We start from the raw sequence: 22345 nt of genomic DNA, 5'->3' as shown, positions 1-22345 counted from the left end.
AAAGCAACCTCTTGTAGCCCGGCGTTCTACGCCGGGTGGCACATCGTGCCGTTAATCTAAAATTTTCCTGCAGTGTCGGTGAATTAGCATTGGCTTTGAATTCGGTTATAACGGTGCTTCGCACCACCCGGCGTAAAACGCCGGGCTACGGCACTACAGTTCGTCGACTTTGCTGCCGGAGAGGGCTTTACGAATGCTCTCGTCCATGCGGCGGGCTGCGAAATCATCGCTGGCTTTATCGACGGCTTCAATAGCTTTTTCAATGGCGTCGGTGTCAGTTCCGTTGCGGGCAATACGTAAAGCTTCCATAGCATCATCCAATGCACGACGCTCGCTGTCGCTTAACAAGGCACCATCTGCGGCTAATGCACTGCTCAATGCTTCCAACACGCGGTCGGCTTCCACTTGCTGTTCGCGCAGCATACGCGCCGCCATGTCTTCTTTGGCGTTGGTCATCGATGATTGAATCATTTTGGTGATGTCATCATCGCCTAAGCCATAAGAAGGTTTAACCTGTACCGATGCGGTAACGCCGCTCGATTTTTCCATCGCGGTAACGCTTAGCAAACCGTCGGCGTCCACTTGGAACGTTACCCGAATATGTGCGGCGCCCGCTGCCATCGGTGGAATGTCGGTTAAGACGAAACGGGCCAAGCTTCGGCAATCATCGACTAACTCACGTTCGCCCTGTACCACGTGGATCATCATGGCGGTTTGGCCATCTTTAAACGTGGTGAATTCTTGTGCTTTTGCCACTGGGATTGTGGTGTTGCGCGCCACAACTTTTTCGACCAAGCCGCCCATGGTTTCAAGACCGAGTGATAACGGAATCACATCGAGTAACAGCATGTCTGAGTCTGGCTTATTGCCAGCTAAGATATCGGCTTGCACTGCGGCACCAATTGCCACAACTTGGTCCGGGTCGATGGAGGTTAATGGCTCACGTCCAAAGAACTCGCCAACCGCTTCACGAATACGTGGCACGCGGGTTGAGCCGCCGACCATGACGACATCGAGGATTTCATCGGCACTGACGTCGGCATCTTTTAGCGCGCGACGGCAAGCTGCGAGTGTGCGACGCACTAATGGCTCGATGAGCTCGTTAAATTTTTCAACAGACAATGCAATGGCTGCCTTCGATTCAACACCGTTGACTGGTTCGATATTGACGGCTTCACCACCCGGCGAACCTTCTGCATCTATTCGAGATTCACGGTGCTGCGCACCACCCGGCGTGGAACGCCGGGCTACGTCCGTCAATTGCTCTTTTGCGGCTTTGGCAGCGTTGACGAGGTCGCGTTCGGTGCGGGCGTCGACGTTGTCGGGTAGTTGCCACTCTTGCTTGAGCCAATTGACAATGAGTTGGTCAAAGTCGTCGCCACCAAGGGCACTGTCACCGCCGGTTGCTAATACTTCGAACACACCGCCTTGCAGGCGCAGAATAGAAATATCGAAGGTACCGCCGCCTAAATCGTACACGGCAATCAGACCTTCGCGGCCAGAATCTAAGCCATAAGCGACAGCGGCTGCGGTCGGCTCATTTAATAAACGTAATACTTTTAAACCAGCTAATTGCGCTGCATCTTTGGTGCTTTGACGTTGTGCATCATCAAAATAGGCTGGGACGGTGATAACGACGCCCGTCAGTTCACCGCCTAATGAAGCTTCGGCACGCGCGGCTAAAGTGCGCAAGATATCGGCTGATACTTCAACGGCATTTTTTTCACCAGCAGCAGTGTGGAACACCGGTACACCGTTGTCCGTTTCGCTCATGCGATACGGTAAATTCGAGAAATTCTTTTGCACATCGGCAATCGTACGGCCGATAAAACGTTTCACAGAAACGATGGTGTTTTCGGTTTCAATGCTTTTGTCAGCATGCTTCGCCAGTGCTTCGTGCCCAGTCAATACTTCATCGGGACCGTAATAAACAACGGACGGTAAAATGGCGCGGTCTTGCTCGTCACGCAACACTTTGGCTTCGCCACTGCGAACGCTGGCAACCAATGAGTTGGTGGTGCCTAGGTCGATGCCGGCGGCAAGTCGATGTTGGTGGGGGGCGGTGCTTTGGCCCGGCTCCGCAATTTGTAGTAAAGCCATTTAAAACCTCTTTTTAAATTACAAGAGCGATATTAGCTATTAGATATTGGATATTAGAAAAAGCGCTAAACATCAGATCTAATACCTAATATCTAACGGCTAATATCGAATTCGCTCTTCAATCTGTTCGAGTTCGTGGTGCAGTTTGTGCATAAACTTCAACTTACGCACCGTATTTGCTGCCTTGTCATTGGCATCACTATTCAGCTGCTGTTCAAGCTCTGATTGCAAATCACGCATCTGCTCTTGCAAATCTTTGTAGGCCGCGTCAAGCGAATCAAAATCATCAACTTCTTCAATGCGCTCGCGCCATTCCATTTGCGCCATGAGAAACTCAGGGTCTTGCAAGGTGGTTTGCTCATGGGCGAGTTCAATGCCACGTAGCTCGAGTAAATACTCAGCGCGCGACAGCGGTGAACGCAAGGTTTGATACGCATCATTAAGTTGGGAAGTACGTTGTACTGCCATCAACTTATCGCGCTCGCTGCCGTTAGCAAAGCGATCGGGATGCATGGTTTGTTGTAGTTTTCGGTAGCGCTGTTGTAATTCCGCCGCATCCAAATTGAATGCGGCGGGCATATCAAACAGTTCAAAATGATTCATTTTTTACCTGTTAAACGTTGAAGCTCTCGCCGCAACCACATTCGCCTTTGGCGTTCGGATTACGGAATTCGAAGCCTTCGTTTAGGCCTTCTTTGACGAAGTCGATTTCGGTGCCATCGAGATAAACCAAGCTCTTGCCATCTATGACAATGTTCACGCCTTTGTCTTCAATGATGGTGTCGGTATCGTCGACTTCATCAACAAATTCCATCACGTAGGCAAGGCCGGAGCATCCGGTGGTTTTTACACCTAAGCGGATACCAACACCTTTACCGCGTTGTTCCAGAAACGAACGGGCACGCTGCGCCGCTGCTTCAGTTATGGTAATTGCCATTTGTGAACCCAATTAACCTGCGTGTTTCTTTTTGTAGTCAGCAATTGCTGCTTTGATTGCGTCTTCAGCCAAGATTGAGCAGTGAATCTTCACTGGTGGCAACGCTAACTCTTCAGCAATTTGCGTGTTCTTCAATTGCTCCGCTTCCGCAATAGACTTACCCTTCACCCATTCGGTGACCAGCGAGCTTGAAGCGATTGCAGAACCACAGCCGTAGGTTTTGAATTTTGCATCTTCAATGATGCCGTCGTCGTTAATTTTCAATTGCAATTTCATCACGTCACCACAAGCTGGTGCGCCAACCATACCGGTTGCAATTGATGGGTCGTTTTTGTCGAACGCGCCTACGTTACGCGGGTTCTCATAATGGTCGATTACTTTTTCGCTATATGCCATACCGTGTTACCTCTTTTAGTGTGCCACCCATTCGACCTTGGTTAGATCGACGCCGTCTTTGTACATTTCCCAAAGGGGTGACATGTCGCGTAGACGACCAATTGAATTATTAATTTGCTTAATGGCGTAATCCACTTCTTCCTCGGTGGTGAAACGACCGAAGCTAAAGCGAATTGAGCTGTGCGCTAACTCATCGTTGCGCCCTAACGCACGTAATACGTACGACGGCTCAAGACTTGCTGAGGTACAGGCAGAACCTGATGATACCGCTAAGTCTTTCAATGCCATGATCAAGCTCTCGCCTTCAACGAAGTTAAAGCTGATGTTGAAAATGTGCGGCACCGCATGTTCTTGGTTGCCGTTCACATATACTTCTTCGATATCTTTTACACCGTTCCACAAACGGTCGTGGAGCATTCTGAAACGCTCGCTTTCGGCAGCCATCTCTTCTTTCGCAATGCGCGCTGCTTCACCGAAGCCAACGATTTGGTGTGTCGCTAATGTGCCTGAACGCATACCACGCTCATGACCGCCGCCGTGCATTTGAGCATTCAAGCGCACCCGTGGCTTACGACGCACGTACAACGCACCAATGCCTTTCGGGCCATACATTTTGTGCGCTGAAATACTAAATAAGTCGACTGGCAATTTTTCCATGTCGACATCAATTTTGCCGCAGCTTTGCGCACCGTCCACGTGGAAAATCGTTTTGTTGGCACGACACAAGTTACCGATGGTTTCGATATCTTGAATCACGCCGATTTCGTTGTTAACGTGCATGACACTTACCAGCACCGTGTCTTCACGCAGTGCGGCTTTGAATGCGTCGATGTTAATCAAACCGTCTTCTTGCACATCTAGGTAAGTTACTTCGAAACCTTCGCGTTCCATTTGACGGCAAGTGTCCAATACCGCTTTGTGCTCGGTTTTAATGGTAATGATGTGCTTACCTTTTTTGCTGTAGAACTCTGCTGCACCTTTAATCGCAAGGTTGTCAGATTCAGTCGCACCTGAGGTGAATACGATTTCACGCGGGTCTGCGTTGATGAGTTCTGCGACTTGATTACGGGCAATATCAACCGCCTCTTCAGCTTGCCAACCGAAGCGATGCGAACGCGATGCTGGGTTACCGAATTGCCCGTCTGGGGTCAGGAACTGCATCATTTTCTCAGCAACACGCGGATCAACCGGTGTGGTTGCTGCATAATCAAAATAAATCGGTAATTTCATCAAGCTACTCCTCTTGCCAGACTGCTTACTGGCTCAATGCAATTTGGTTTTCGCGTTTTTTCTGGTCGGAAATTATCTTGTTTTGGCGTAAGGCCACTTGCGCAATGTCTTCTTGCTTGACCAGCTCTGCCAACGTGATGTTAGCCAGAAAATCTTCGATACGTTCACTCAAGTCGGTCCATAACGAATGCGTCAGACACCGACTTCCGCCTTGGCAGCCGCCTTTACCTTGGCAGCGCGTGGCATCAATGCTTTCATCCACCGCTTGAATGACAGCACTAATTGAAATTTGATGGGCTTCTAAGCCTAAACGATAACCGCCACCTGGTCCGCGTACACTGCTTACCAGACCTTGTTTACGCAAGCGCGCAAATAATTGTTCAAGATAACTCAGCGAAATACCTTGGCGTTCAGAGATATCTGCCAACGGTACTGGACCTTGTTCTGTATGTAGCGCGACATCAATCATCGCGGTAACGGCGTAACGGCCTTTTGAGGTTAAGCGCATAGCGGTGTTGCCTCCATTTAGTTAGGCCACAATTTTGCCATTCCCGAGTGTTTTAGTCAAGTATTAGCGACAAAGTCGCTAATACCGTAGCCCGGCGTTTCACGCCGGGTGGCGCGCAGCGTCGTTATTGCCTGTTATCAGGCGATGCTCTCAAATTATTGCCTGTTATCAGGTCATATTTATGACCAGACAATTACCGCCTGCGGCGTCCCGGCGTGGAACGCCGGGCTACTTTATTTTCTTGTCGATTGAAGTCAGGATGCCGCGCAGGATATTGAGTTCCGCTGATTCTGGGCGCGCCCGATTAAACAATCGACGTAGCTTTGCCATCACCTGACCGGGGTGGTTTTTGATGATAAAGCCCGTTTCGCCTAAGGTTTCTTCAAGGTGCACATAGAAGCGCTCCAGATCTTCAGCGAGTGGGTACTCACTTTGCTCACGGTCTGGTTGCGTGTCGGCTTCTAAAAATTGCATCCGCACTTCGTACGCCAACGTTTGCACCGCCATGGCAAGGTTCAACGAGCTGTAATCAGGATTCGATGGAATATGCACATGGTGTGTGCACTGCTGTAATTCTTCGTTGGTTAAGCCACTGCTTTCGCGGCCAAACACCATCGCCGCCGGATAATTCGGCGCTTCCGCTAACACTTTGGCAGCCGCTTCTCGCGGGCCCAACAATGGCCAATCTAATGTTCGGTTACGGGCACTGGTACCTACCACTAAACCGCAATCCGCAATTGCTTCGCTTAGCGTGCTTACGATCTTCGCGTTATACAACACATCGGTCGCGCCAGCGGCAAGTGCCGATGCATGACTATCCGGCTCCTGCACTGGGTCGACGAGATAAAGTTCGCTTAGCCCCATGGTTTTCATGGCGCGAGCCACGGAACCGATGTTACCGGTGTGGCTGGTGTTGACTAGCACAATTCGAATTTTTTCCAGCATGACTTAAACCCCAACTTCGATATTAGCTATTCGATATTGGATATTAGAAAAAGCCTATCACAGCGCTAATATCTAATATCCAAGTGCTAATATCGTTTTTGCTCTTAACGAAGTGATTCAGGTAAGTGCGGGCGGGCTTTGGTTAACAAGTGCTGCACCACTTTCGGATTACCCGCAACCACGTGACCACTGCGCATAAAGCTATGACCGCCCGAGAAGTCAGTCACGATACCGCCTGCTTCACGCACGATCAATTGACCGGCGGCGATGTCCCACGGCTTCAGGCTGAATTCCCAGAAACCGTCGATACGACCGTTGGCAACGTAAGCAAGATCTAACGCTGCTGAACCGTCACGACGCATGTCCGCGGTGTGCTCAAATAGCGATGCGAATACCGCCAGATAATCTTTGGTCATGTCTTTGCGTTTGAATGGGAAGCCGGTTGCTAATAAAGCACCGTTGAGGTCGCGCTGTTTGGTGACGCGCAAACGCTTGCCGTTAAGCTGAGCGCCTTGGCCTTTGGTGGCCGTGAATAGTTCTTCGCGTAGCGGGTCATAAATGACCGCTGCGTGCACAACCCCTTTGAATAAATAGGCGATTGAAATGGCGAAGTGAGGAATACCGCGCAGGTAATTGGTGGTGCCGTCGAGTGGGTCAATAATCCACTGATGGTCGCTATCTTTGCCAACCACTTCACCGCTTTCTTCTGCTAAGAAGGAGTGATCTGGGTAGGCTTTTTGAATGGTGCGAATGATGGCACTTTCAGCCGCTTTATCGATTTCAGTGACGAAATCATTTTGGCTTTTTGTTTGAACGTTAAGGTCAACTTCTACGCCAAAGTTTTTGACTAAAATTTTGCCGGCCGCACGCGCTGCGCGCACCGCTATGTTTAACATCGGATGCATACCAATTACCTGTGCTGTGAAAGAACAATTTTGTGGGCGCGGATTATACGTAGAACGATGCAGTTAAGCAAGTGTTCACTTTTCAAACAGCTCGTGTTATAACCATGTTGCGCTATGCAAAAAAACAGGCACAAAATTAGAACAACAACACAATAAAAGCCGGAGGATCCAATGGATCATTCAGAAGAGCTAAAGCAAGTTGAATCTAAGTCTAGCAAGAAAGCAGCCCCTCGTAAGTGGCGTGAAATTGAGATGCTGAAAGAAAAGTATCGGTTACGCGACGAACTCCAAGATATCGATTTTGAATTCGATGCCGAATTGGATGAATTAGACCTATAAAGACAAAAACGATATTAGCACTTGGATATTAGATATTAGCGCTGTCTTGGCCTTTTCCTAATATCCAATATCTAATAGCTAATAACGGTTTTGCTCTGCTGCGTGAGTAGCTCGTTGGTGCGACGGAAGTGACCCGCGGTGAGAAAACCGCGATGCGCCGACAAAGGCGATGGATGCACTGTCTCCAACACGTGATGGCGCTTGCGGTCAATCAAGGCGCCCTTCTTTTGTGCGTGAGCGCCCCACAACAAAAACACAATCCCGTTACAGTGCCGATTAATTTGTTCCACCACTTTATCGGTAAACGTTTCCCAACCCCAACTAGCATGCGAATGGGCTTTGCCCTGCTCTACCGTTAGCACGGTATTCAACAACAACACACCCTGCTGCGCCCAATGTTCAAGGTTACCTGACTCAGGTATCTGAAAATCAAGATAATCGTGCTGAATGGCTTTGAAGATATTACGCAGTGACGGCGGGTGCTTCACCCCAGCTGGTACTGAAAAACATAAGCCATGAGCTTGGCCTGGGCCGTGATATGGGTCTTGACCGAGTATCACAACCTTCAAATCAGCTAGCGCAGTCAGTTTAAATGCTTGAAATACCTGGTCGCTTGGTGGATAAATTTGTTTACCCGCATTGCGCTCGGCCTGTACCCGCTGCATGAGCTCAAGAAAATACGGTTGATTCTTTTCATCGCCGAGCAGGTCGCTCCAGCTGAATGCCTGTGCTGTCATTTATGGGCTAACCTTTGTATTATTGTGCCACTATCTACTCGATATCCTAACATCGAGATGAATTGTGATACCAACAAAAGAGAGCATTTCATGAGTAAGCCCTACCCGCCAATGAGTGTGTTTGTGATTACGCTCAACGAAGCCGAGCATTTAGATGAGGTTCTTGAGAGTGTTCGTGGCGTTGAAGAGATTGTCATTATCGATTCAGGATCAACGGACGCTACGTTGGAAATCGCCAAAAAGCACGGTGCTCGAATTGTTCACAATGACTGGCCTGGTTATGCGAAGCAAAAAGCTTTTGGTATTGAGCAGTGCACGCACAACTGGGTACTGAACCTTGATGGTGATGAAGTACTGCCGAAGGGTGGCTTGCAAATGATTCGTGAGCGTATTGCCGAGGGTGATATTAACGGTATTTGGATTCACCACGATGATATCTTTATGGGCCAAAGCTTAAACAAGGCGCGGCATCACAAATACCGTCGCGTGTACCGTAAAGATCGTAGCCGAATGGATACCTCGGTATTAGTGCACGAACACATTCAAGTAGATGAACCGACAGGCTATTTGCCAATTTATTTGAAGCATTATGGGTACGACTCAGCCCACGGCTATACGGATAAGCTCAATAAGTATTCGAAACTTAAAGCCGAGCAACGTATGGAGCAAGGTCGCCCCTGCAGTTTGCCTCGGCTGTTAGTAATTTTTCCGTTAATGTTCTTGAAGTTCTATCTCGGCAGGCAGATGATCTGGTCGGGCTGGCGAGGGTTTATCAAGGCAAACATCGACGCATTTCATTTTTTCTTAACCGAAGCGAAACTTTACGAAATGCAGTACCGTCAAAGGCATCAGCACGATGAGCCAAGAGATGAGTAATTACATGTCATAAGGGGGCACTGTGAAACAGTCTGAACAGCCTAACTTCAAGATATTTATCATTAACTTGGCACATTCAACTGAGCGTTGGCAGCATGTTTCGCAGCAACTCGATAAACTTCAATTACCCTACGAGCGTATTGACGCCGTAAACGGCAAGGTTCTGACCGACTCAGAAATTGAGACGGTTTTTTCGACTGCGCTCGCGGATAAATATTTCCACTACCGTTTAACTCGCGGCGAGATTGCTTGTTATCTTTCCCATATTAAGGCTTGGCAGCGTATTGTTGATGAAGGTCTCGATTTTGGCATTGTGCTTGAGGACGATATCAATTTTAACGCCCTATTCGCTGAGGTTCCGCAACGTATTGCAGCCTTTGAGAATGCATGGGATGTGATCAAGCTTGCGGCGCCATTTAAAGATCAACCGTACGACATCATTGAATCCGATCGGCAACTTAACGTGGTTCATTATCGACGCAAACCACCAATGGGGGCTTGTGCTCAAGCAATTAGTTATGCCGGCGCACGTCAGCTGTTGCGTTCACGTCCACCAATTTTCAGACCTGTTGACGTTGATCTTCAGTGGTCGTTTGAACTTGGCATTCGAACGTTCGGGTTGGTGCCTTACACAGTGGATAACACGCACCAGCATGGCAGTGAAATATTTGCCGTCGAGAACAGACATGATGTTCGCAAAAGTGGATGGCGCCGTTTGAAGCATCAGGTTGGTTTGTATTTTGATAACAAAAAAGCGCGACGTCGAACGCCGCGCTTGTAATATATCACCGTTGCTTCTTGGTTATTTGTGCTCTTCAAACCAATGCAGGATATAAGCCACTTTCGCCATTAAGTTTGACGGGCGTCCCGCAATACCATGAGGCGCATCTGGAATACGAACCATCGCGGTTTCTACCCCTGCTAACTTCAGCGCTTGGTAATACTGTTCAGATTCTGAAATTGGCGTACGATAATCTGACTCACCGGTTAGCAACATGGTTGGTGTTTTCACATTGCCCACGTAGCTAATTGGTGAATACTTCATGTAATGTTCTTGATTCTCCCATGGCAAGCCAGGGAACCAATATTTGGTGAAGTAATTGTACATATCAGCCGTGAGTACAAAGCTATACCAGTTAATCACTGGTTTAGCGACAACAGCACCGGCAAAACGGTCAGTATGACCAACAATCCAAGCTGTTAACACACCACCACCGCTACCACCGGTAACATACAAACGTTCTTCGTCAATGAAGCCCTTTTCAATGACAGCATCAACGCCGTCCATTAAATCGGTGTAATCTTGGCTCGGGTAGTTATGATGAATTTCTTGCGCGAATTCAACGCCGTAGCTGGTGCTTCCGCGTGGGTTGGTGTACAGCACCACATAACCTTTCGCTGCCATCAACTGAATTTCAGCTGCAAATGAGCCGGCATATGCGGTATGTGGACCACCATGAATTTCTAGAATTAGTGGGTATTTTTTAGTTGGGTCAAAATTGGGTGGATAAGCAATCCAGCCTTGAATTTTGTAATCATCATGGCTGGATTCGTACCAAATTTCTTCAACACGACCTAGCTCTTTGTGAGCTAAAGCATCTTCGTTCAGGCTCGTAAGCTTACGTTTGATTTTACTGGTTTGCAGCATCAAATCGGCTGGTCGATAAGGGTTGGCCATGGTAAATACCAGATCGCCACTCTTACTCACATCGAAGCTACCACCACTATACGGACGCGTGTAACTCAAACCACCCATTGCATCCGTTAATACACGTCGGCTACCACTGAGACTTTGATAAGCAATGTTACCTTTACCTTCTTTATCATAGCTAAAGTAAAGTCCACGGCTATCGTCTGACCATTTTACGTCGTCAACCGAGTAGTCAAGTTCGGTCGTCATGAGCTTCGGCACGCCGTTACCGTTTAAGTCCATGACATACAGGTGGGTTAGCTGATAACTCTTATAATTATCATCGTAACCCAGCCAGGCGAGTTTCTTACCATCAGGACTAACCTGCGGTGAACGATCTGGTCCGTTGCGATCGGTAAGTTGCTTGATTTCGCCATTTTCTAGCGCAACTTGATAGAGCTCAGAATTATTCGGCTGCTCAAAGGCATCATCACGACGATTCGCTGAGAAAATAATATTCTGGCTATCACCTGTCCACGTCAACTGGCCACCGTGATTGAAATCGTCATGGGTGATTTGGCGCGGCGTACCGCCACTAGCTGGAATCACGTAAATTTGTGTGAAGCCTTCTGGCGCATAGCCCGCACCATCAAAACGATAGTTGTCTTTGTCAATATAGCGCGCTGGCTCGGCCCACTCCGCGCCTTTTGGCTTGCCCGGCAAGCTAACCGGTGCAGGCTTGCTGCTCGGGGTAAACATGGTAAACGCTAGCCATTTACCATCTGGTGACCAAGTTAGGTTACTTGGGCTGCCGGTTAAACGTGTAACTGGCGCATGATCACGCGTGTCCGTCCAATACAAATGGATTTGGTTAGCACCTGTTCGGTTCGATACAAATGCTAATGTTTTGCCATCAGGTGACCAGGTAGGTGAGTGATCATTGGCGGTACCGCCGGTTAGCGGGCGCAACTCACCTTTATTATCCACGCGCCATAGATTACCTAAGCGACGGTCGCTCATGATATCCATGTAATTGCGCACAAATACGGTATAAGCACCGTCTGGATGAATGGTGGGTTGACTGGCGTATTCGAGCTGAAACACGTCTTCAAGCTGAAGGGTGTTGTCGGTGTTGGCGAAGGCGCTTGTCGCTGCCAAAGCCAAGCTAAGCGTTAAGAGTTTTTTCATCGCTGAAACCTCGTTGTTCGTTATTCGTGCGCTGCGCTGTTCGTCCGTGCTTCGCACTGTTCGTGTATTAAAGATAACGAAACAATCAGAAAGTGAAATAATAAACCCGCCGAAGCGGGTAGATAATGCGCCCAAATACACTCCCGAATAGCGCAGCGCACGAACAGCGTAGCGCACGAAAACCGAACAGTTTAACGGACGAAAAAAAACCCGCCGAAGCGGGTTTTTTCTTAGAAGCTGTAGCTGAAGCTGACGGCTGCGAAATCGCGGTCATCGGCTGCATCAAACTCAGCACCGTCGGTGATGTTATAGCCAACACCAACCTTGTATTTGCTAAGGTAGCTGAAATCGACGCTTAAACCGATTGTCTTACGACCTTCGATAAAGTTTGAGTTCGCTGAATAACCTTTCACGTCGTGACCAAATGCTAAGGTTGGCGTCATGTTCCAGCCAGAGAATACGTTATTGTATTCACCGACAATACGTGCGCGGTAACCCCATGAAGTCGCAGTGACGAACCCTTCACAGTTAATGTCTGCAGTAGCGGTTGGGTTGCCTAATGCCGCTTGGTCAGCAACGGTCAAACACTTACCAAACACTGGGTTACGACCGTAGCGCTGCTCGTCTAAGCCCGCTAAACCGTGAACCTTGCTGACTGCTACTTCACCGATAAAGGTAATACGGTCAGCGCCAAGTGCTTGGTCAAAGAAACGTACACCCGTCAACTGCCACTGGCTCACATCATACTTGTCGTAACCTTCTTGCAACTCACCTAGGTTAGTAATAGTACCGGTTTCATCACGCTCAATGCGGTTAGAGAACGTGCTCGGTACGCCTGCACGTAAACCGGCCGTCAAGATTTCAGTGGTGTTGATTTGCACTGGCATGTCGAAACGATGGCTAACTTCACCACCAACAGACCATTCACCAACCAAGGTTGAAGCACTGAAACCAATGATTTCTTGGTCTTCAGGGAATTGCAACACATAGTCAGGACCAGCAATTGGAATACCATCTGGGTGGCTTAGCGCAGGTGATGGCTGCTCAACCCAGTTATACAAAGAGAAAATTGGAGTCTGCGTGTGAATGTTCATGTAGTACACACCGAATTCAGTGTCGATGTCGGTTGCATAGTGACGCAACGCAAAACCGTACTGACCGCCATCGTCTGGCTCGATATCAGGGCGACGCTCAAGATAAGTACCAAATTGGATTGATTCCAAATCGCTCAAGCTTGAGCTTGGCACACCGGCTACCAGAGTCGGGTTAAGGGTAATTTTGTTACAGCCTTCACCGCCTAAGATATCAACCGTAGAGAAGAAAGTACCACAACCATCGAGTTTGTAGTCGTCCCACTCATATTGATAGAACATGTCTAAGCTGGTTTCGCTGGTCAAACCTAAGTTGACGTTCAACATACCAACTGGCAATAACGCTTCTTTAATTTCAACACCAGGACGACGAATCGCGTTCACGTCTACTGGGTTAATGGCGTTCACGCCGTTGAAGATGAAAGTACTTTCACCCCAACTGAGTACTTGGCGACCTAGGCGCACGTTAACTGGCACATCGCCCATGTCAAAGTAGCCATAAACGAAAGCGTCAAGCAACTTGATTCCTGAACCGGTTGACCAATCGTCAAGACCGTCGTTATCAAGCGTTACGTTTGGATAGTAATTGGTAGAAGTATGGCCGTGTGCAACTTCCTCATTCTTGATGACATCGTCATACCAGTATTTGAAACGAATGAAAGCACCGTAGTCGCCACCATCGATACTTAAATCGTGCACACCTTTAATAACAGAAGAGACCATGTCGCCTTTGTCATAGTTCAGGTTACCGTCATCGGCTGTACCTGACTGACCCAGACCACCTGCCATGTTACCTGGGTGGATGAAGCGCATGTCACGCTCTTCCATACGCCATGCGGCACCATAGGAAATAATGGAATCGAACTTAACGCGGAAGTCACCTACTTCAAACTCCGCTGCCTGGACGCTTGCTGTTCCTGCTATTGCCAGCGCGATAGCTGACGCGATAGGTAATTTTTTTAGCATAGTTGTTCTTCTTTTCATGTTAGCCACCTAATCCGATTAGGATGTTATAGGTTCAATCATGTCCGATGAGTTACAAATATGCAAGTGATTCGTTAGGAAAAAAACAAAGTCGATATTAGCTATTAGATATTGGATATTGGAATGGCAAGTTCGATATTGGATATTGGATATTGGATATTGGATATTGGATATTAGATAGAGCCCGACATTTCAGGGCTAATATCTAATATCCAAGTGCTAATATCGTTTTTGAATTCAAAGGTGGCGTAGGAGTGCGCCGTGATCTGGGTTGCTAATCACTCCCTCAGTGCGCAACTGCTTCGCCAAGTGACTCACACAGGACACATAATCACCGTGATTTTTCGCGTCGGCGTCGCAGGCCAGTACTTTGTCAGTCACAGAGCAGCCGACGCTATCGACACTGTTCGTCACCCCAGTATCGGTGGCGCCGACTACAACGCTGCGACTCATATCAGACGCTGGACATGCGTCCACATCATCATTGATACCGTCACCGTCACTATCCGCTGTGAGGTAATTCACTTCCGTGACAGGCCCATAGATGTAGACCACATCGTCACCATCGGCTGTTTCCACGTTTGAAAACAAAGTAGCGTTCACGTACCGGGGAGTGTTTACGAAACGTGGAAACTCAGCCGTTGATGCGAACAAACTATCACGCGGTCCGCGCAAATTGAGGTTAAGCTGGCTGTTAAAGCCCGCTTCGGTGAAGCCGGTCATTGCCCAACTGGTGTAGTTGGAACGGTTACCATAATCGAAATATAGCGTGTTGGTGGTTGGTGCATTGAGCTGACTTGCAGTGAGCGGTTGACGCACGGTTAAGGCATTGCCCGCACTATCATAGACGCTTACGGAAACGCGCTCGATAGCGTCGGAGTACTGACGCCACGTGCTGGCTTGATAAACCAACGGCATTTGCGCACCTTGCACAATTTCAAGGACATATTCGCCGCCGTCATACTGCGTGACGCCAGCTGGATTGAGGCTATAGCCAAAGTTGATTTGGCCGCGCACTTCGATTGTTTCGGCGTGCGCTTCTGGTGCATTGATTAAAGTTAGGGCGGTGGTCAGGGTTAATGCTGTCAGAGACTTTATTGGTGTTATTTTCATGCCTTGAGCATCCTTCAATATTAACGTTGATATATGATCATTGACGTATACGAATGTTATAGCAACGGTCTCGAGAACTGTCCACGCACTTTGCATAGTTAAAAAACCGCAAAGACGATATTAGCTATTGGATATTGGATATTGGATATATAGAGAGGGTGGATATTAGATATTTGAGGGGATGGGTATTGGCTAATGGTTGAGCGAATGAGATAAAGCCCGAATCATCGGGCTAATATCTAATATCCAATAGCCAATATCGCTTTTGTCGTTTTAAAGCTTTTGCTCTAGCTCTGGCAGTACATCGAACAAATCAGCGACTAAGCCATAATCTGCCACTTGGAAGATTGGCGCTTCTTCATCTTTGTTGATTGCCACGATAACTTTCGAGTCTTTCATACCGGCTAAATGCTGGATAGCACCGCTGATGCCGACAGCAATGTAGAGCTCCGGGGCAACGATTTTACCGGTTTGGCCAACCTGCATGTCGTTTGGTACGAAACCTGCGTCAACCGCGGCACGTGATGCACCGACTGCAGCGCCAAGTTTATCAGCGACTTTTTCAAGCAAGTGGAAATTCTCACCGTTTTGCATGCCGCGACCACCTGAAATGACGACGCGTGCTGCGGTCAGATCTGGGCGTTCGGATTGGGCAAGTTCTTCGCCCACAAACTCAGCTTTATCATTACTCACGACGTTGTCGATCGATTCAACACTGCCATTACCGCCCTCAGCTGCGACCGCATCAAATGCAGTTGCACGAACGGTGATCACTTTGATGGCGTCTTCAGACTGCACGGTTGCGATAGCATTACCGGCGTAGATTGGGCGCTTGAACGTATCTGCGCTTTCTACTGCGATAATGTCCGAGATTTGCGCAACATCAAGCAGTGCAGCAACACGCGGCATGAAGTTTTTGCCGGTAGTTGTTGCTGGCGCCAATATGTGCCCGTAGTCTTTTCCTAAATCAGCAACCAGCTGACCTAAGTTTTCCGCTAAGAAGTGGCCATAAGCTGCATTATCGGCGAGCAATACTTTGCTTACGCCGTCGGCTTTGGCAACTTCGTCAGCGACTGCTTGGCAACCTGCGCCAGCAACGAGTACGTGAATGTCACCGCCAATTTGCTTCGCCGCAGCTAAAGTTTTTAGCGTAGCGCCATTGAGTTGTGCGTTGTCATGTTCGGCAATAACGAGAATGCTCATATCACTTTTGCCTCATTTTGAAGTTTTTCAACCAATTCTGCGACGTCTGCTACTTTGATACCGGCGCTGCGTTCTGCAGGCGGTTCAACTTTTAGCAATTTCACAGTACGAGTCACGCTAACGCCCAATTCATCTGGCGTGGTTACATCAAGCGGTTTCTTCTTCGCCTTCATGATGTTCGGCAATGACGCATAACGTGGTTCGTTCAAACGTAAATCGGTGGTGACAATAGCTGGCAATTGCAGCTTCACCGTCTGTAGACCACCGTCAACTTCACGCGTCACATTCACACTGCCATCTGCAACGTCTACTTTTGATGCGAAGGTGCCTTGCGGCATGCCCGTCAGCGCACCCAGCATTTGACCGGTTTGATTGTTGTCAGAGTCGATGGCTTGCTTACCCAGAATAACCAATTGTGGTTGTTCTTTTTCCATCACACCTTTTAGCAATTTGGCTACCGCAAGAGAATCTGGCAGTTCGTCAGTTTCAACTTGAATGGCGCGATCAGCACCTAAAGCCAATGCTGTACGCAACTGTTCTTGCACCGCTTTCGGGCCGATGCTCACAACCACGACTTCTTCGGCAATGCCTTTTTCTTTGAGTCGTACTGCTTCCTCGACAGCGATTTCACAGAACGGGTTCAGGGCCATTTTTACGTTGGCCAGATCAACGTCTGATTGGTCCGCTTTCACGCGAACTTTCACGTTGTAATCAATGACGCGTTTGACCGCCACTAATACTTTCATGTTGTCGTTCCTGTTGTTTAAAGTTCTGTTCAAATGAATTTGAGACCGAGCAAGATTAACATTTTTCGGCACAAAAATGGTACTCTTACGGGCGTTTTTATTGATTAACCTGACGAATTAACCCTTTTCACTAGGAATTACATGTACGGCATTTTAAGCGAATCTGATCTGTTGGCACTGCGCGAGCAACTTGGTTCTCGTGAAAATCGTATGCGCTATTTGGTGCAATTGGCGAAGCAAGCCGAGATACCTGATGGCTTTCGTACCGACGAGCGCGAGGTGTTTGGCTGCGAGGCGCGAGTTTGGGTGCAGGTTCAATGGTCTCAAGACCAGTTGGCGTTAACGATCGATAGTGAGTCACGTACCGTATTGGGGCTATTGATGGTGATTCGACAAGCCTTACATGGAGCTAACTCAAAACAAGTTGCTGACTACTCGTTAGATGGTCACTTTGATGCGCTTGGCCTAGCTGACTTTGTCACGTCGTCGCGTCGCAATGGCTTGCGTAACGTGATCGCTAAATTGAAAAGCAGATAACGGCGCAGCGCGCCACCCGGCGTATAACGCCGGGCTACAATTTTTTCAGGAGGAGTGCGGTGGCGTGCATGGCGAAGGTGGCGGTGACAGGCATCGCGGCACCGAAGCCTGTGGCACAATTCATGCGCATACTGCCAGCACCCGGTTTGGCGTGAGACCATTCGCCATCACCCGTTGGATATCGCAATTGCTCGGTTGAGTACACGGCAGTGACGCCAAACGAGCGTTTAGGATTCTTCGAAAAATTAAAGTCACGACGTAGCATTGAACGCACTTTTGCTAATAGCGGGTCTTGCGTTGCTTTGGCTAAATCGGCCGACTTCACTTGGCTTGGATCAACCTGCCCGCCAGCCCCACCACAAGTTACCAGTGGTAATTTCCGGCGTTTACACCATGCAATCAATGCCGCTTTTACAGTCACACTATCAATTGCATCTAACACAGCGGTGACGGGTTCGCCGAGATATTCGCTAAGATTATCTGCGGAAAGAAAATCATCAATGACGCGCACGTCGCAATCAGGGTTAATATCTTTTACCCGCGCCGCTAATACCTCGGTTTTAAGTTGACCAATGGTGCTGCTAAGAGCCGGTAACTGACGGTTGATATTGGTTACGCATACATCATCAAGATCAATTAGAGTGAGCGCACCAATACCCGAGCGCGCTAGCGCTTCTACTGCCCACGAACCAACGCCACCGAGGCCAATTACCGCAACGTGGTGGTGCTGAAATGACTGCGCGGCGGTGGTTCCGTAAACACGTTGAACACCGGCAAATCGCTCTTTACTCATGACCTTGATAACTCAGCTGAAGAAAAACTGCGGCATTCTACCAGTTTTATCTCGATTTTCACACGCGCTGACGACCACGTTTAAGCGTCGATTGGAACCAATAGACTCTCGTGGATATAGCCTTCCGTGCCACTGGCCAAGCGAACATAAAACCAAGCTTCAAACGGCTTTTTCTTTAATATGGCGACATGTTCATTGGGCCCCACCGAGGCAACCACCGCCGTTTGTGTCGAGGTTCCAGCTCTCACGTTTACGTTGCTGTTTGCCTCAACACGATACATCACGCCTTGGGCAACGAGTGTCTCGTTGGTAACCCATTGAACGTCATTAAAACTTGTTAGTGAACGGTAGTAATCACCGAGAGGCAACTCACCAAGCACCTCGCCGAGTTTGCGTCCCCAACCGTCTTGGGCAGCCGCCGGTGCACTTGCGATGAGGCCTATCGCCAATACCATGGCAGATGTCATGTTCATTATTCCGCGCATTAGTCATCGCCTCCAAATAAACTCAAGCCAGCTTCCAATAAACTCGCCGCGTGCTCCAATGATTCAAATACGAGCGTACTCATCTCGCTATCGACGGCCGCTTCAAATTGTAAAATCGCATTACTACCGTTACCGGCGATAATTTGATTAATGAGCTCCAACGCAAGGTCTTCGCCAGCTCCTTGCGCCAACTCCTTCATGGTCTCATTTAACTCATCAAGAATATCTTGTTTGACTTGCTCTGAAACGCTTTGACGTGATGGTGGCACCTGGTTTTGGCGGGTATTGAAGGTGTCACGAAGCATCGCCGTGGCACTAATATGGCCAAAGGCGTCGGCACTTGCTTTGAAGTTACTCGGTAACTGCGGTTGCCGTAACCCTGCACGCCAGACTTGTTGTTGATTAACTCGATAGAATACGGTGGCTTCAATCGTTGGGGCCCCAGAGGTCAAGCGCCCAACTGGCAATAAATGAAACTGCAGCTGTTGTTGCTCAAAGTTAGCGAGTGCGGCATCACTAAATAGTGCCGTACCCTGCCCGCCTTTGCTTTCCTCGGGAAAGTACGCCGACATAATTGTCGCTAGGGTGTGACGTAATTGTTTTGCAAACGAACGGTGGAATACATGATCTTGCGACCGATCAGAGATTTCTTGAAAGAGCCGTTGAATAAAATAAGAGTGCGCCAATTGTCGCACTATTGGCTGTTGTTGCTCGGTTAATGTTCCGTGCAATAACTGCTCTACGAATGCCAAAAACTGGCCAATTTGCTCGTTGACAAATTCTTGGGCACTGTCAACTTTCGCTAGCTGTTGCCGAATCGCAGCAAAACTAGTGCGTTCATTTGCATATCTTTCCGAAACGTCACGCAGCGTGAATGCATTGATGCCAAGTGCACCCCAGCGCTGCTCAAATTCAGCAAGTTTTGCGCGTTCAAGTGCATTCAAACTGTCATATTTGGTCAGTTCATTATCTGGACCAGTATAGCTATACCAACCTTCTTGAACCTGAATATCGAGCGCTAACCCTGCTGTTCGTTGCGTTTCGCGCTGCGAAAGTTGACGATTAATGAGTTGCATAAAATTAGCAACCAGATACAGCTTGCTATAACGCTGATAGGCGCTGGCATCACGTTGTTGCAAGGTACTACCGGCATTACGATATAACCGCTCCAGTGTTTGCACACGCTGACGATAGGTTTGGAAAATGGCTTGATGCTCGTGCTGGATGATTTCTACGATTTTTCGCGGCGGCCAGCGATAACTTTGGCAAAACTTAAGCGCCTTTTCATAAGCCCAAACGGTGCCGTGCTCACGCGCGATGTCGAGCTGCTCTTGGCACAGTCGATTGCGACGCGGAAAATACAAGACGCCACCCAAATTCGACAACCCGCCGAACTTACGCTGAATGAAAAACGCGAGATAGGTTGCAGGGAAAATCCACCACCAAATATGCAATAGCCAGCTGGCACCAGTTGGCGGTACAAAAGCTAAGTTTGCACTTTTGGCTAAGTCATCATTAAAACGTCGAAACTCTTTGGTTGTTGGATTGTACAGCCCAACCTTCGCCCGTTTCGCCTCGGTGGGTGCTAACTTATTGATTGCCCACGCATAGTGATATCGGGTGCCACTGGCATCATCACGTAAGGTGGTGGTGTAGTCGGTATGCACAACATACGACGGCGGACCAAAGAGCATACCGAGCAATGCGGCGAATACCGTTAGCAGGATAAAGCCTCGAAATTTGCGGGATTTAAAGAAAAAGAATACTGCTAGCAATAAAACTGCTAAAGCTATCCAAGCTATTGCTGACATCCGAGCTCTCGATTGTTGTTATTATGAACTTAGCTGGATGTTAGCAAATTGTTTTTCAAGAGATAAGGGCTAAGACGATATTAGATATTAGATATTAGATATTAGAGGTCGAGACGATGGTTGTTCGCGATCTCGCTAATGAGATCGTTGGGTACCAGTTGTTCTTTGGCGAGCTTTGGCCACAGCGATACCGCCTGTGTTGTTTCCTCCAGAATTCTATCAATGCGCTTGCGAGTAAATAGCGGACTCACTTTTTCGAGGCTGTACAAGTCGGTGCGGGTGAAATCCTCACGTTTGCCATTCAGTTGCATCCAATGTTGATTGACCCATTTACTGCCGGGCTTGTAGCTGTACGCGACATCATACGCAGGTGCTAATTGCCAGCGGTTTTGATGGTATAGAAATGCGAAATTTTTCGCATGATCGTCATGATTGCGAGCCACAATATTAAACATCATGCGGCGCAATAACTGCTCTGCCTCGTGCGCGTTCAGTTTTAATTGGCGAGCAACGGCAAATAACTCGGCGTACGAGAAACTACCCGGCTTTTTGAAGTCGACATGAGCGATACCTGTCAATGTTTGCACATGCAGCTTTTCGTTTTCGCGCCGATCAAAACGTTGGGTCAGGAAGTGGCGCCGATCACCTTCGTCAAGCAAATGACATGGCATCATCTCAATTCCGCACTCACGCGCCATGAGGTAATAGACGTACTCCATTGCACCGAAGCCTTGTGGGTCGTCGAAGGTTTCACGTTGGACACTGCGTTCAGTCACCCCATCAAACTTCATGATGTAATGCACAAAACCTTCAGGGGCGTCAGTTTGCCCTGAGCAGACTTCAGTGAAGTCGCCACTAAATGCGAGTACCGCCTTGGGTCTTGCCCCACCAGCACTCATCCCAACCGAAAGTAGCGATAACATGGCTTCTTGATCGGCTTTACCGCTCGGGTCAAGTTCGACGTGAAATTGTGAGCGCTTGTTGAGTACTTCTTGCGCCACTTTAATGAGCTCTTTGATCTCAACGTCTTGCGATTTTTCAAACCCCCGCAGTCGCGTCGCCGGTCGATATTCAAGCGCCCCCATGCCGCGCTTACCGGTATATTGCAAACGTTGCAACGGCGTAATATCGCTAGGTTGTCTGCCTTGGCTGGCAACCCAGGTATTGAGCACTGCGTTTCCAAAATCATCGGGCAATGAATCGGCCGTTAATCCCGGAAGCCCGTAAAACGTTTCAAAGTTTAACTCTGGGAAGCTATAAATTTGTTTTCGTAATGGCATTTTCAGCGGTGCCAACTCAATACCACTGGCTAGAAAGTCTGGCGTATATTCAAACGCACCGACACCTCTTTCGGTATCGAAGCTTAATGCCCCGACTTCGTGGTCTTGGTACCATACGCCAATGACTTCCATTACCATGCGTCAACATCCAGTTCGTCGTCATATTCTTTGCCACGGCTACCCGTTGCGCGTTGACGCTTTTTTCCCTGCAGCTTTTTCAGTTGCACAGGCGAAATAGGCTGTGGCGGTAAGAAATTGTTTAATTGCTCGGTTAGTTCGAGTGCCTGCATTAATGCCACAAAATTCTCAAGCGTTGCTTGGCCTTTCTCAGCATTCAGCACAATCTTACGTGATACCCCCGCCTGCTCTGCAAGCTCTACTTGGGTAATATTCGCGTTAAGTCGCGCTTGTTTGAGGCGTTCGCCGAGTTGTTCGGCTTGGGCTGACGGTGAGAGCATGACTTTACGTCCGTTATTGGTTAATCGTTATTGGTTATTGGTTAATCGTTAAA

The 22345-nt window shown here is 48.5% G+C and carries 23 protein-coding genes; 4 read left to right on the top strand and 19 right to left on the bottom strand.

The window, feature by feature from the left end:
- Window positions 1–153 precede the first annotated feature (153 nt).
- From hscA to suhB, 8 genes are all read right to left on the bottom strand, one after another.
- Window positions 154–2100 carry a molecular chaperone HscA gene (gene hscA / locus CWI82_RS02745; RefSeq protein WP_130202587.1) on the bottom strand — a complete coding sequence of 649 codons (1947 nt, stop codon included), beginning with the start codon at window positions 2098–2100 and terminating at the stop codon, window positions 154–156.
- Window positions 2101–2199: 99 nt separating this feature from the next.
- Window positions 2200–2703 (bottom strand): co-chaperone HscB, encoded by a 504-nt coding sequence (gene hscB / locus CWI82_RS02740; RefSeq protein ID WP_130202586.1) that lies wholly within the window; start codon window positions 2701–2703, stop codon window positions 2200–2202.
- Window positions 2704–2713: 10 nt separating this feature from the next.
- Window positions 2714–3037: an iron-sulfur cluster assembly protein IscA gene (gene iscA, locus CWI82_RS02735; RefSeq protein WP_092856297.1), complete on the bottom strand. Its 324-nt coding sequence runs from the start codon at window positions 3035–3037 to the stop codon at window positions 2714–2716.
- Window positions 3038–3049: 12 nt separating this feature from the next.
- Window positions 3050–3433, bottom strand: coding sequence for a Fe-S cluster assembly scaffold IscU (iscU, locus tag CWI82_RS02730; RefSeq protein ID WP_130202585.1), 384 nt, complete (start codon window positions 3431–3433; stop codon window positions 3050–3052).
- Between the two features lie 15 nt (window positions 3434–3448).
- Entirely contained in the window at window positions 3449–4663 is a 1215-nt protein-coding gene (locus tag CWI82_RS02725; protein ID WP_130202584.1) for an IscS subfamily cysteine desulfurase, read from the bottom strand.
- 25 nt (window positions 4664–4688) lie between these two features.
- On the bottom strand, window positions 4689–5171 hold the full coding sequence (gene iscR / locus CWI82_RS02720; RefSeq protein ID WP_092856303.1) for a Fe-S cluster assembly transcriptional regulator IscR: 483 nt from the start codon (window positions 5169–5171) through the stop codon (window positions 4689–4691).
- A gap of 228 nt (window positions 5172–5399) precedes the next feature.
- Window positions 5400–6116, bottom strand: a complete 717-nt coding sequence (gene trmJ / locus CWI82_RS02715) for a tRNA (cytosine(32)/uridine(32)-2'-O)-methyltransferase TrmJ (protein ID WP_130202583.1) — start codon at window positions 6114–6116, stop codon at window positions 5400–5402.
- A 104-nt stretch (window positions 6117–6220) separates the two neighbouring features.
- Complete coding sequence (suhB, locus tag CWI82_RS02710) at window positions 6221–7021, bottom strand: inositol-1-monophosphatase (RefSeq protein WP_130202582.1); 801 nt, start codon at window positions 7019–7021, stop codon at window positions 6221–6223.
- A 171-nt stretch (window positions 7022–7192) separates the two neighbouring features.
- Between suhB and CWI82_RS02705 the strand changes: the two genes are divergently transcribed.
- Entirely contained in the window at window positions 7193–7360 is a 168-nt protein-coding gene (locus CWI82_RS02705; RefSeq protein ID WP_092856309.1) for a DUF3545 family protein, read from the top strand.
- 71 nt (window positions 7361–7431) lie between these two features.
- Here the strand turns inward: CWI82_RS02705 and ung are convergent, their stop codons facing one another.
- Entirely contained in the window at window positions 7432–8097 is a 666-nt protein-coding gene (ung, locus tag CWI82_RS02700; RefSeq protein ID WP_130202581.1) for a uracil-DNA glycosylase, read from the bottom strand.
- Window positions 8098–8187: 90 nt separating this feature from the next.
- Between ung and CWI82_RS02695 the strand changes: the two genes are divergently transcribed.
- The gene (locus tag CWI82_RS02695; protein WP_165383866.1) at window positions 8188–8973 is read left to right on the top strand and encodes a glycosyltransferase family 2 protein; all 786 of its coding nucleotides are present in this window, start codon (window positions 8188–8190) and stop codon (window positions 8971–8973) included.
- Between the two features lie 22 nt (window positions 8974–8995).
- Window positions 8996–9754: a glycosyltransferase family 25 protein gene (locus CWI82_RS02690; RefSeq protein ID WP_130202579.1), complete on the top strand. Its 759-nt coding sequence runs from the start codon at window positions 8996–8998 to the stop codon at window positions 9752–9754.
- Between the two features lie 21 nt (window positions 9755–9775).
- Here the strand turns inward: CWI82_RS02690 and CWI82_RS02685 are convergent, their stop codons facing one another.
- The 5 genes from CWI82_RS02685 to CWI82_RS02665 all read right to left on the bottom strand — a co-directional run bounded on the left by CWI82_RS02685 (window position 9776) and on the right by CWI82_RS02665 (window position 16928).
- Window positions 9776–11791: a S9 family peptidase gene (locus CWI82_RS02685; RefSeq protein ID WP_130202578.1), complete on the bottom strand. Its 2016-nt coding sequence runs from the start codon at window positions 11789–11791 to the stop codon at window positions 9776–9778.
- Window positions 11792–12021: 230 nt separating this feature from the next.
- Window positions 12022–13848 carry a DUF1302 domain-containing protein gene (locus CWI82_RS02680; RefSeq protein ID WP_130203190.1) on the bottom strand — a complete coding sequence of 609 codons (1827 nt, stop codon included), beginning with the start codon at window positions 13846–13848 and terminating at the stop codon, window positions 12022–12024.
- Between the two features lie 255 nt (window positions 13849–14103).
- Window positions 14104–14979, bottom strand: a complete 876-nt coding sequence (locus tag CWI82_RS02675; RefSeq protein ID WP_130202577.1) for a hypothetical protein — start codon at window positions 14977–14979, stop codon at window positions 14104–14106.
- A 273-nt stretch (window positions 14980–15252) separates the two neighbouring features.
- Window positions 15253–16182 (bottom strand): electron transfer flavoprotein subunit alpha/FixB family protein, encoded by a 930-nt coding sequence (locus CWI82_RS02670; protein ID WP_130202576.1) that lies wholly within the window; start codon window positions 16180–16182, stop codon window positions 15253–15255.
- Entirely contained in the window at window positions 16179–16928 is a 750-nt protein-coding gene (locus CWI82_RS02665) for an electron transfer flavoprotein subunit beta/FixA family protein (protein ID WP_130202575.1), read from the bottom strand. Before CWI82_RS02665 ends, CWI82_RS02670 begins: the two co-directional genes overlap by 4 nt.
- A gap of 141 nt (window positions 16929–17069) precedes the next feature.
- On the opposite strand from CWI82_RS02665, the gene CWI82_RS02660 reads away from it, so the two are divergent.
- On the top strand, window positions 17070–17465 hold the full coding sequence (locus CWI82_RS02660) for a SufE family protein (RefSeq protein ID WP_130202574.1): 396 nt from the start codon (window positions 17070–17072) through the stop codon (window positions 17463–17465).
- A 34-nt stretch (window positions 17466–17499) separates the two neighbouring features.
- On the opposite strand, the gene tcdA is transcribed toward CWI82_RS02660, so the two are convergent.
- From tcdA to CWI82_RS02635, 5 genes are all read right to left on the bottom strand, one after another.
- Window positions 17500–18258, bottom strand: coding sequence for a tRNA cyclic N6-threonylcarbamoyladenosine(37) synthase TcdA (gene tcdA, locus CWI82_RS02655; RefSeq protein WP_130202573.1), 759 nt, complete (start codon window positions 18256–18258; stop codon window positions 17500–17502).
- A gap of 80 nt (window positions 18259–18338) precedes the next feature.
- Window positions 18339–18725, bottom strand: a complete 387-nt coding sequence (locus tag CWI82_RS02650) for an SH3 domain-containing protein (RefSeq protein WP_165383865.1) — start codon at window positions 18723–18725, stop codon at window positions 18339–18341.
- A 17-nt stretch (window positions 18726–18742) separates the two neighbouring features.
- Window positions 18743–20554, bottom strand: a complete 1812-nt coding sequence (locus CWI82_RS02645) for a hypothetical protein (protein ID WP_130202571.1) — start codon at window positions 20552–20554, stop codon at window positions 18743–18745.
- 101 nt (window positions 20555–20655) lie between these two features.
- The gene (locus CWI82_RS02640; RefSeq protein WP_130202570.1) at window positions 20656–21972 is read right to left on the bottom strand and encodes a type II toxin-antitoxin system HipA family toxin; all 1317 of its coding nucleotides are present in this window, start codon (window positions 21970–21972) and stop codon (window positions 20656–20658) included.
- Window positions 21966–22292, bottom strand: coding sequence for a helix-turn-helix transcriptional regulator (locus CWI82_RS02635; protein ID WP_092856339.1), 327 nt, complete (start codon window positions 22290–22292; stop codon window positions 21966–21968). The genes CWI82_RS02640 and CWI82_RS02635 overlap by 7 nt, the downstream gene beginning before the upstream one ends.
- Window positions 22293–22345 lie beyond the last annotated feature (53 nt).

Source organism: Pseudidiomarina tainanensis, assembly GCF_004214835.1.
In the GTDB taxonomy this organism is placed as follows: domain Bacteria; phylum Pseudomonadota; class Gammaproteobacteria; order Enterobacterales; family Alteromonadaceae; genus Pseudidiomarina; species Pseudidiomarina tainanensis.
Note: the sequence above shows the minus strand (reverse complement) of the source record. Positions and strands in the feature narration are given on the sequence as shown.

What these genes read in the sequence shown, in the direction of transcription:
- CWI82_RS02725 (WP_130202584.1), bottom strand. Translation starts at nt 4,663, where the DNA reads ATGAAATTACCGATTTATTTTGATTATGCAGCAACCACACCGGTTGAT.
- CWI82_RS02675 (WP_130202577.1), bottom strand. Translation starts at nt 14,979, where the DNA reads ATGAAAATAACACCAATAAAGTCTCTGACAGCATTAACCCTGACCACC.
- CWI82_RS02635 (WP_092856339.1), bottom strand. Translation starts at nt 22,292, where the DNA reads ATGCTCTCACCGTCAGCCCAAGCCGAACAACTCGGCGAACGCCTCAAA.
- CWI82_RS02640 (WP_130202570.1), bottom strand. Translation starts at nt 21,972, where the DNA reads ATGGTAATGGAAGTCATTGGCGTATGGTACCAAGACCACGAAGTCGGG.
- iscR (WP_092856303.1), bottom strand. Translation starts at nt 5,171, where the DNA reads ATGCGCTTAACCTCAAAAGGCCGTTACGCCGTTACCGCGATGATTGAT.
- hscB (WP_130202586.1), bottom strand. Translation starts at nt 2,703, where the DNA reads ATGAATCATTTTGAACTGTTTGATATGCCCGCCGCATTCAATTTGGAT.
- iscU (WP_130202585.1), bottom strand. Translation starts at nt 3,433, where the DNA reads ATGGCATATAGCGAAAAAGTAATCGACCATTATGAGAACCCGCGTAAC.
- CWI82_RS02645 (WP_130202571.1), bottom strand. Translation starts at nt 20,554, where the DNA reads ATGTCAGCAATAGCTTGGATAGCTTTAGCAGTTTTATTGCTAGCAGTA.
- CWI82_RS02685 (WP_130202578.1), bottom strand. Translation starts at nt 11,791, where the DNA reads ATGAAAAAACTCTTAACGCTTAGCTTGGCTTTGGCAGCGACAAGCGCC.
- hscA (WP_130202587.1), bottom strand. Translation starts at nt 2,100, where the DNA reads ATGGCTTTACTACAAATTGCGGAGCCGGGCCAAAGCACCGCCCCCCAC.
- trmJ (WP_130202583.1), bottom strand. Translation starts at nt 6,116, where the DNA reads ATGCTGGAAAAAATTCGAATTGTGCTAGTCAACACCAGCCACACCGGT.
- CWI82_RS02670 (WP_130202576.1), bottom strand. Translation starts at nt 16,182, where the DNA reads ATGAGCATTCTCGTTATTGCCGAACATGACAACGCACAACTCAATGGC.
- CWI82_RS02665 (WP_130202575.1), bottom strand. Translation starts at nt 16,928, where the DNA reads ATGAAAGTATTAGTGGCGGTCAAACGCGTCATTGATTACAACGTGAAA.
- CWI82_RS02705 (WP_092856309.1), top strand. Translation starts at nt 7,193, where the DNA reads ATGGATCATTCAGAAGAGCTAAAGCAAGTTGAATCTAAGTCTAGCAAG.
- CWI82_RS02680 (WP_130203190.1), bottom strand. Translation starts at nt 13,848, where the DNA reads ATGCTAAAAAAATTACCTATCGCGTCAGCTATCGCGCTGGCAATAGCA.
- iscA (WP_092856297.1), bottom strand. Translation starts at nt 3,037, where the DNA reads ATGGCAATTACCATAACTGAAGCAGCGGCGCAGCGTGCCCGTTCGTTT.
- tcdA (WP_130202573.1), bottom strand. Translation starts at nt 18,258, where the DNA reads ATGAGTAAAGAGCGATTTGCCGGTGTTCAACGTGTTTACGGAACCACC.
- CWI82_RS02650 (WP_165383865.1), bottom strand. Translation starts at nt 18,725, where the DNA reads ATGACATCTGCCATGGTATTGGCGATAGGCCTCATCGCAAGTGCACCG.
- ung (WP_130202581.1), bottom strand. Translation starts at nt 8,097, where the DNA reads ATGACAGCACAGGCATTCAGCTGGAGCGACCTGCTCGGCGATGAAAAG.
- CWI82_RS02660 (WP_130202574.1), top strand. Translation starts at nt 17,070, where the DNA reads ATGTACGGCATTTTAAGCGAATCTGATCTGTTGGCACTGCGCGAGCAA.
- suhB (WP_130202582.1), bottom strand. Translation starts at nt 7,021, where the DNA reads ATGCATCCGATGTTAAACATAGCGGTGCGCGCAGCGCGTGCGGCCGGC.
- CWI82_RS02695 (WP_165383866.1), top strand. Translation starts at nt 8,188, where the DNA reads ATGAGTAAGCCCTACCCGCCAATGAGTGTGTTTGTGATTACGCTCAAC.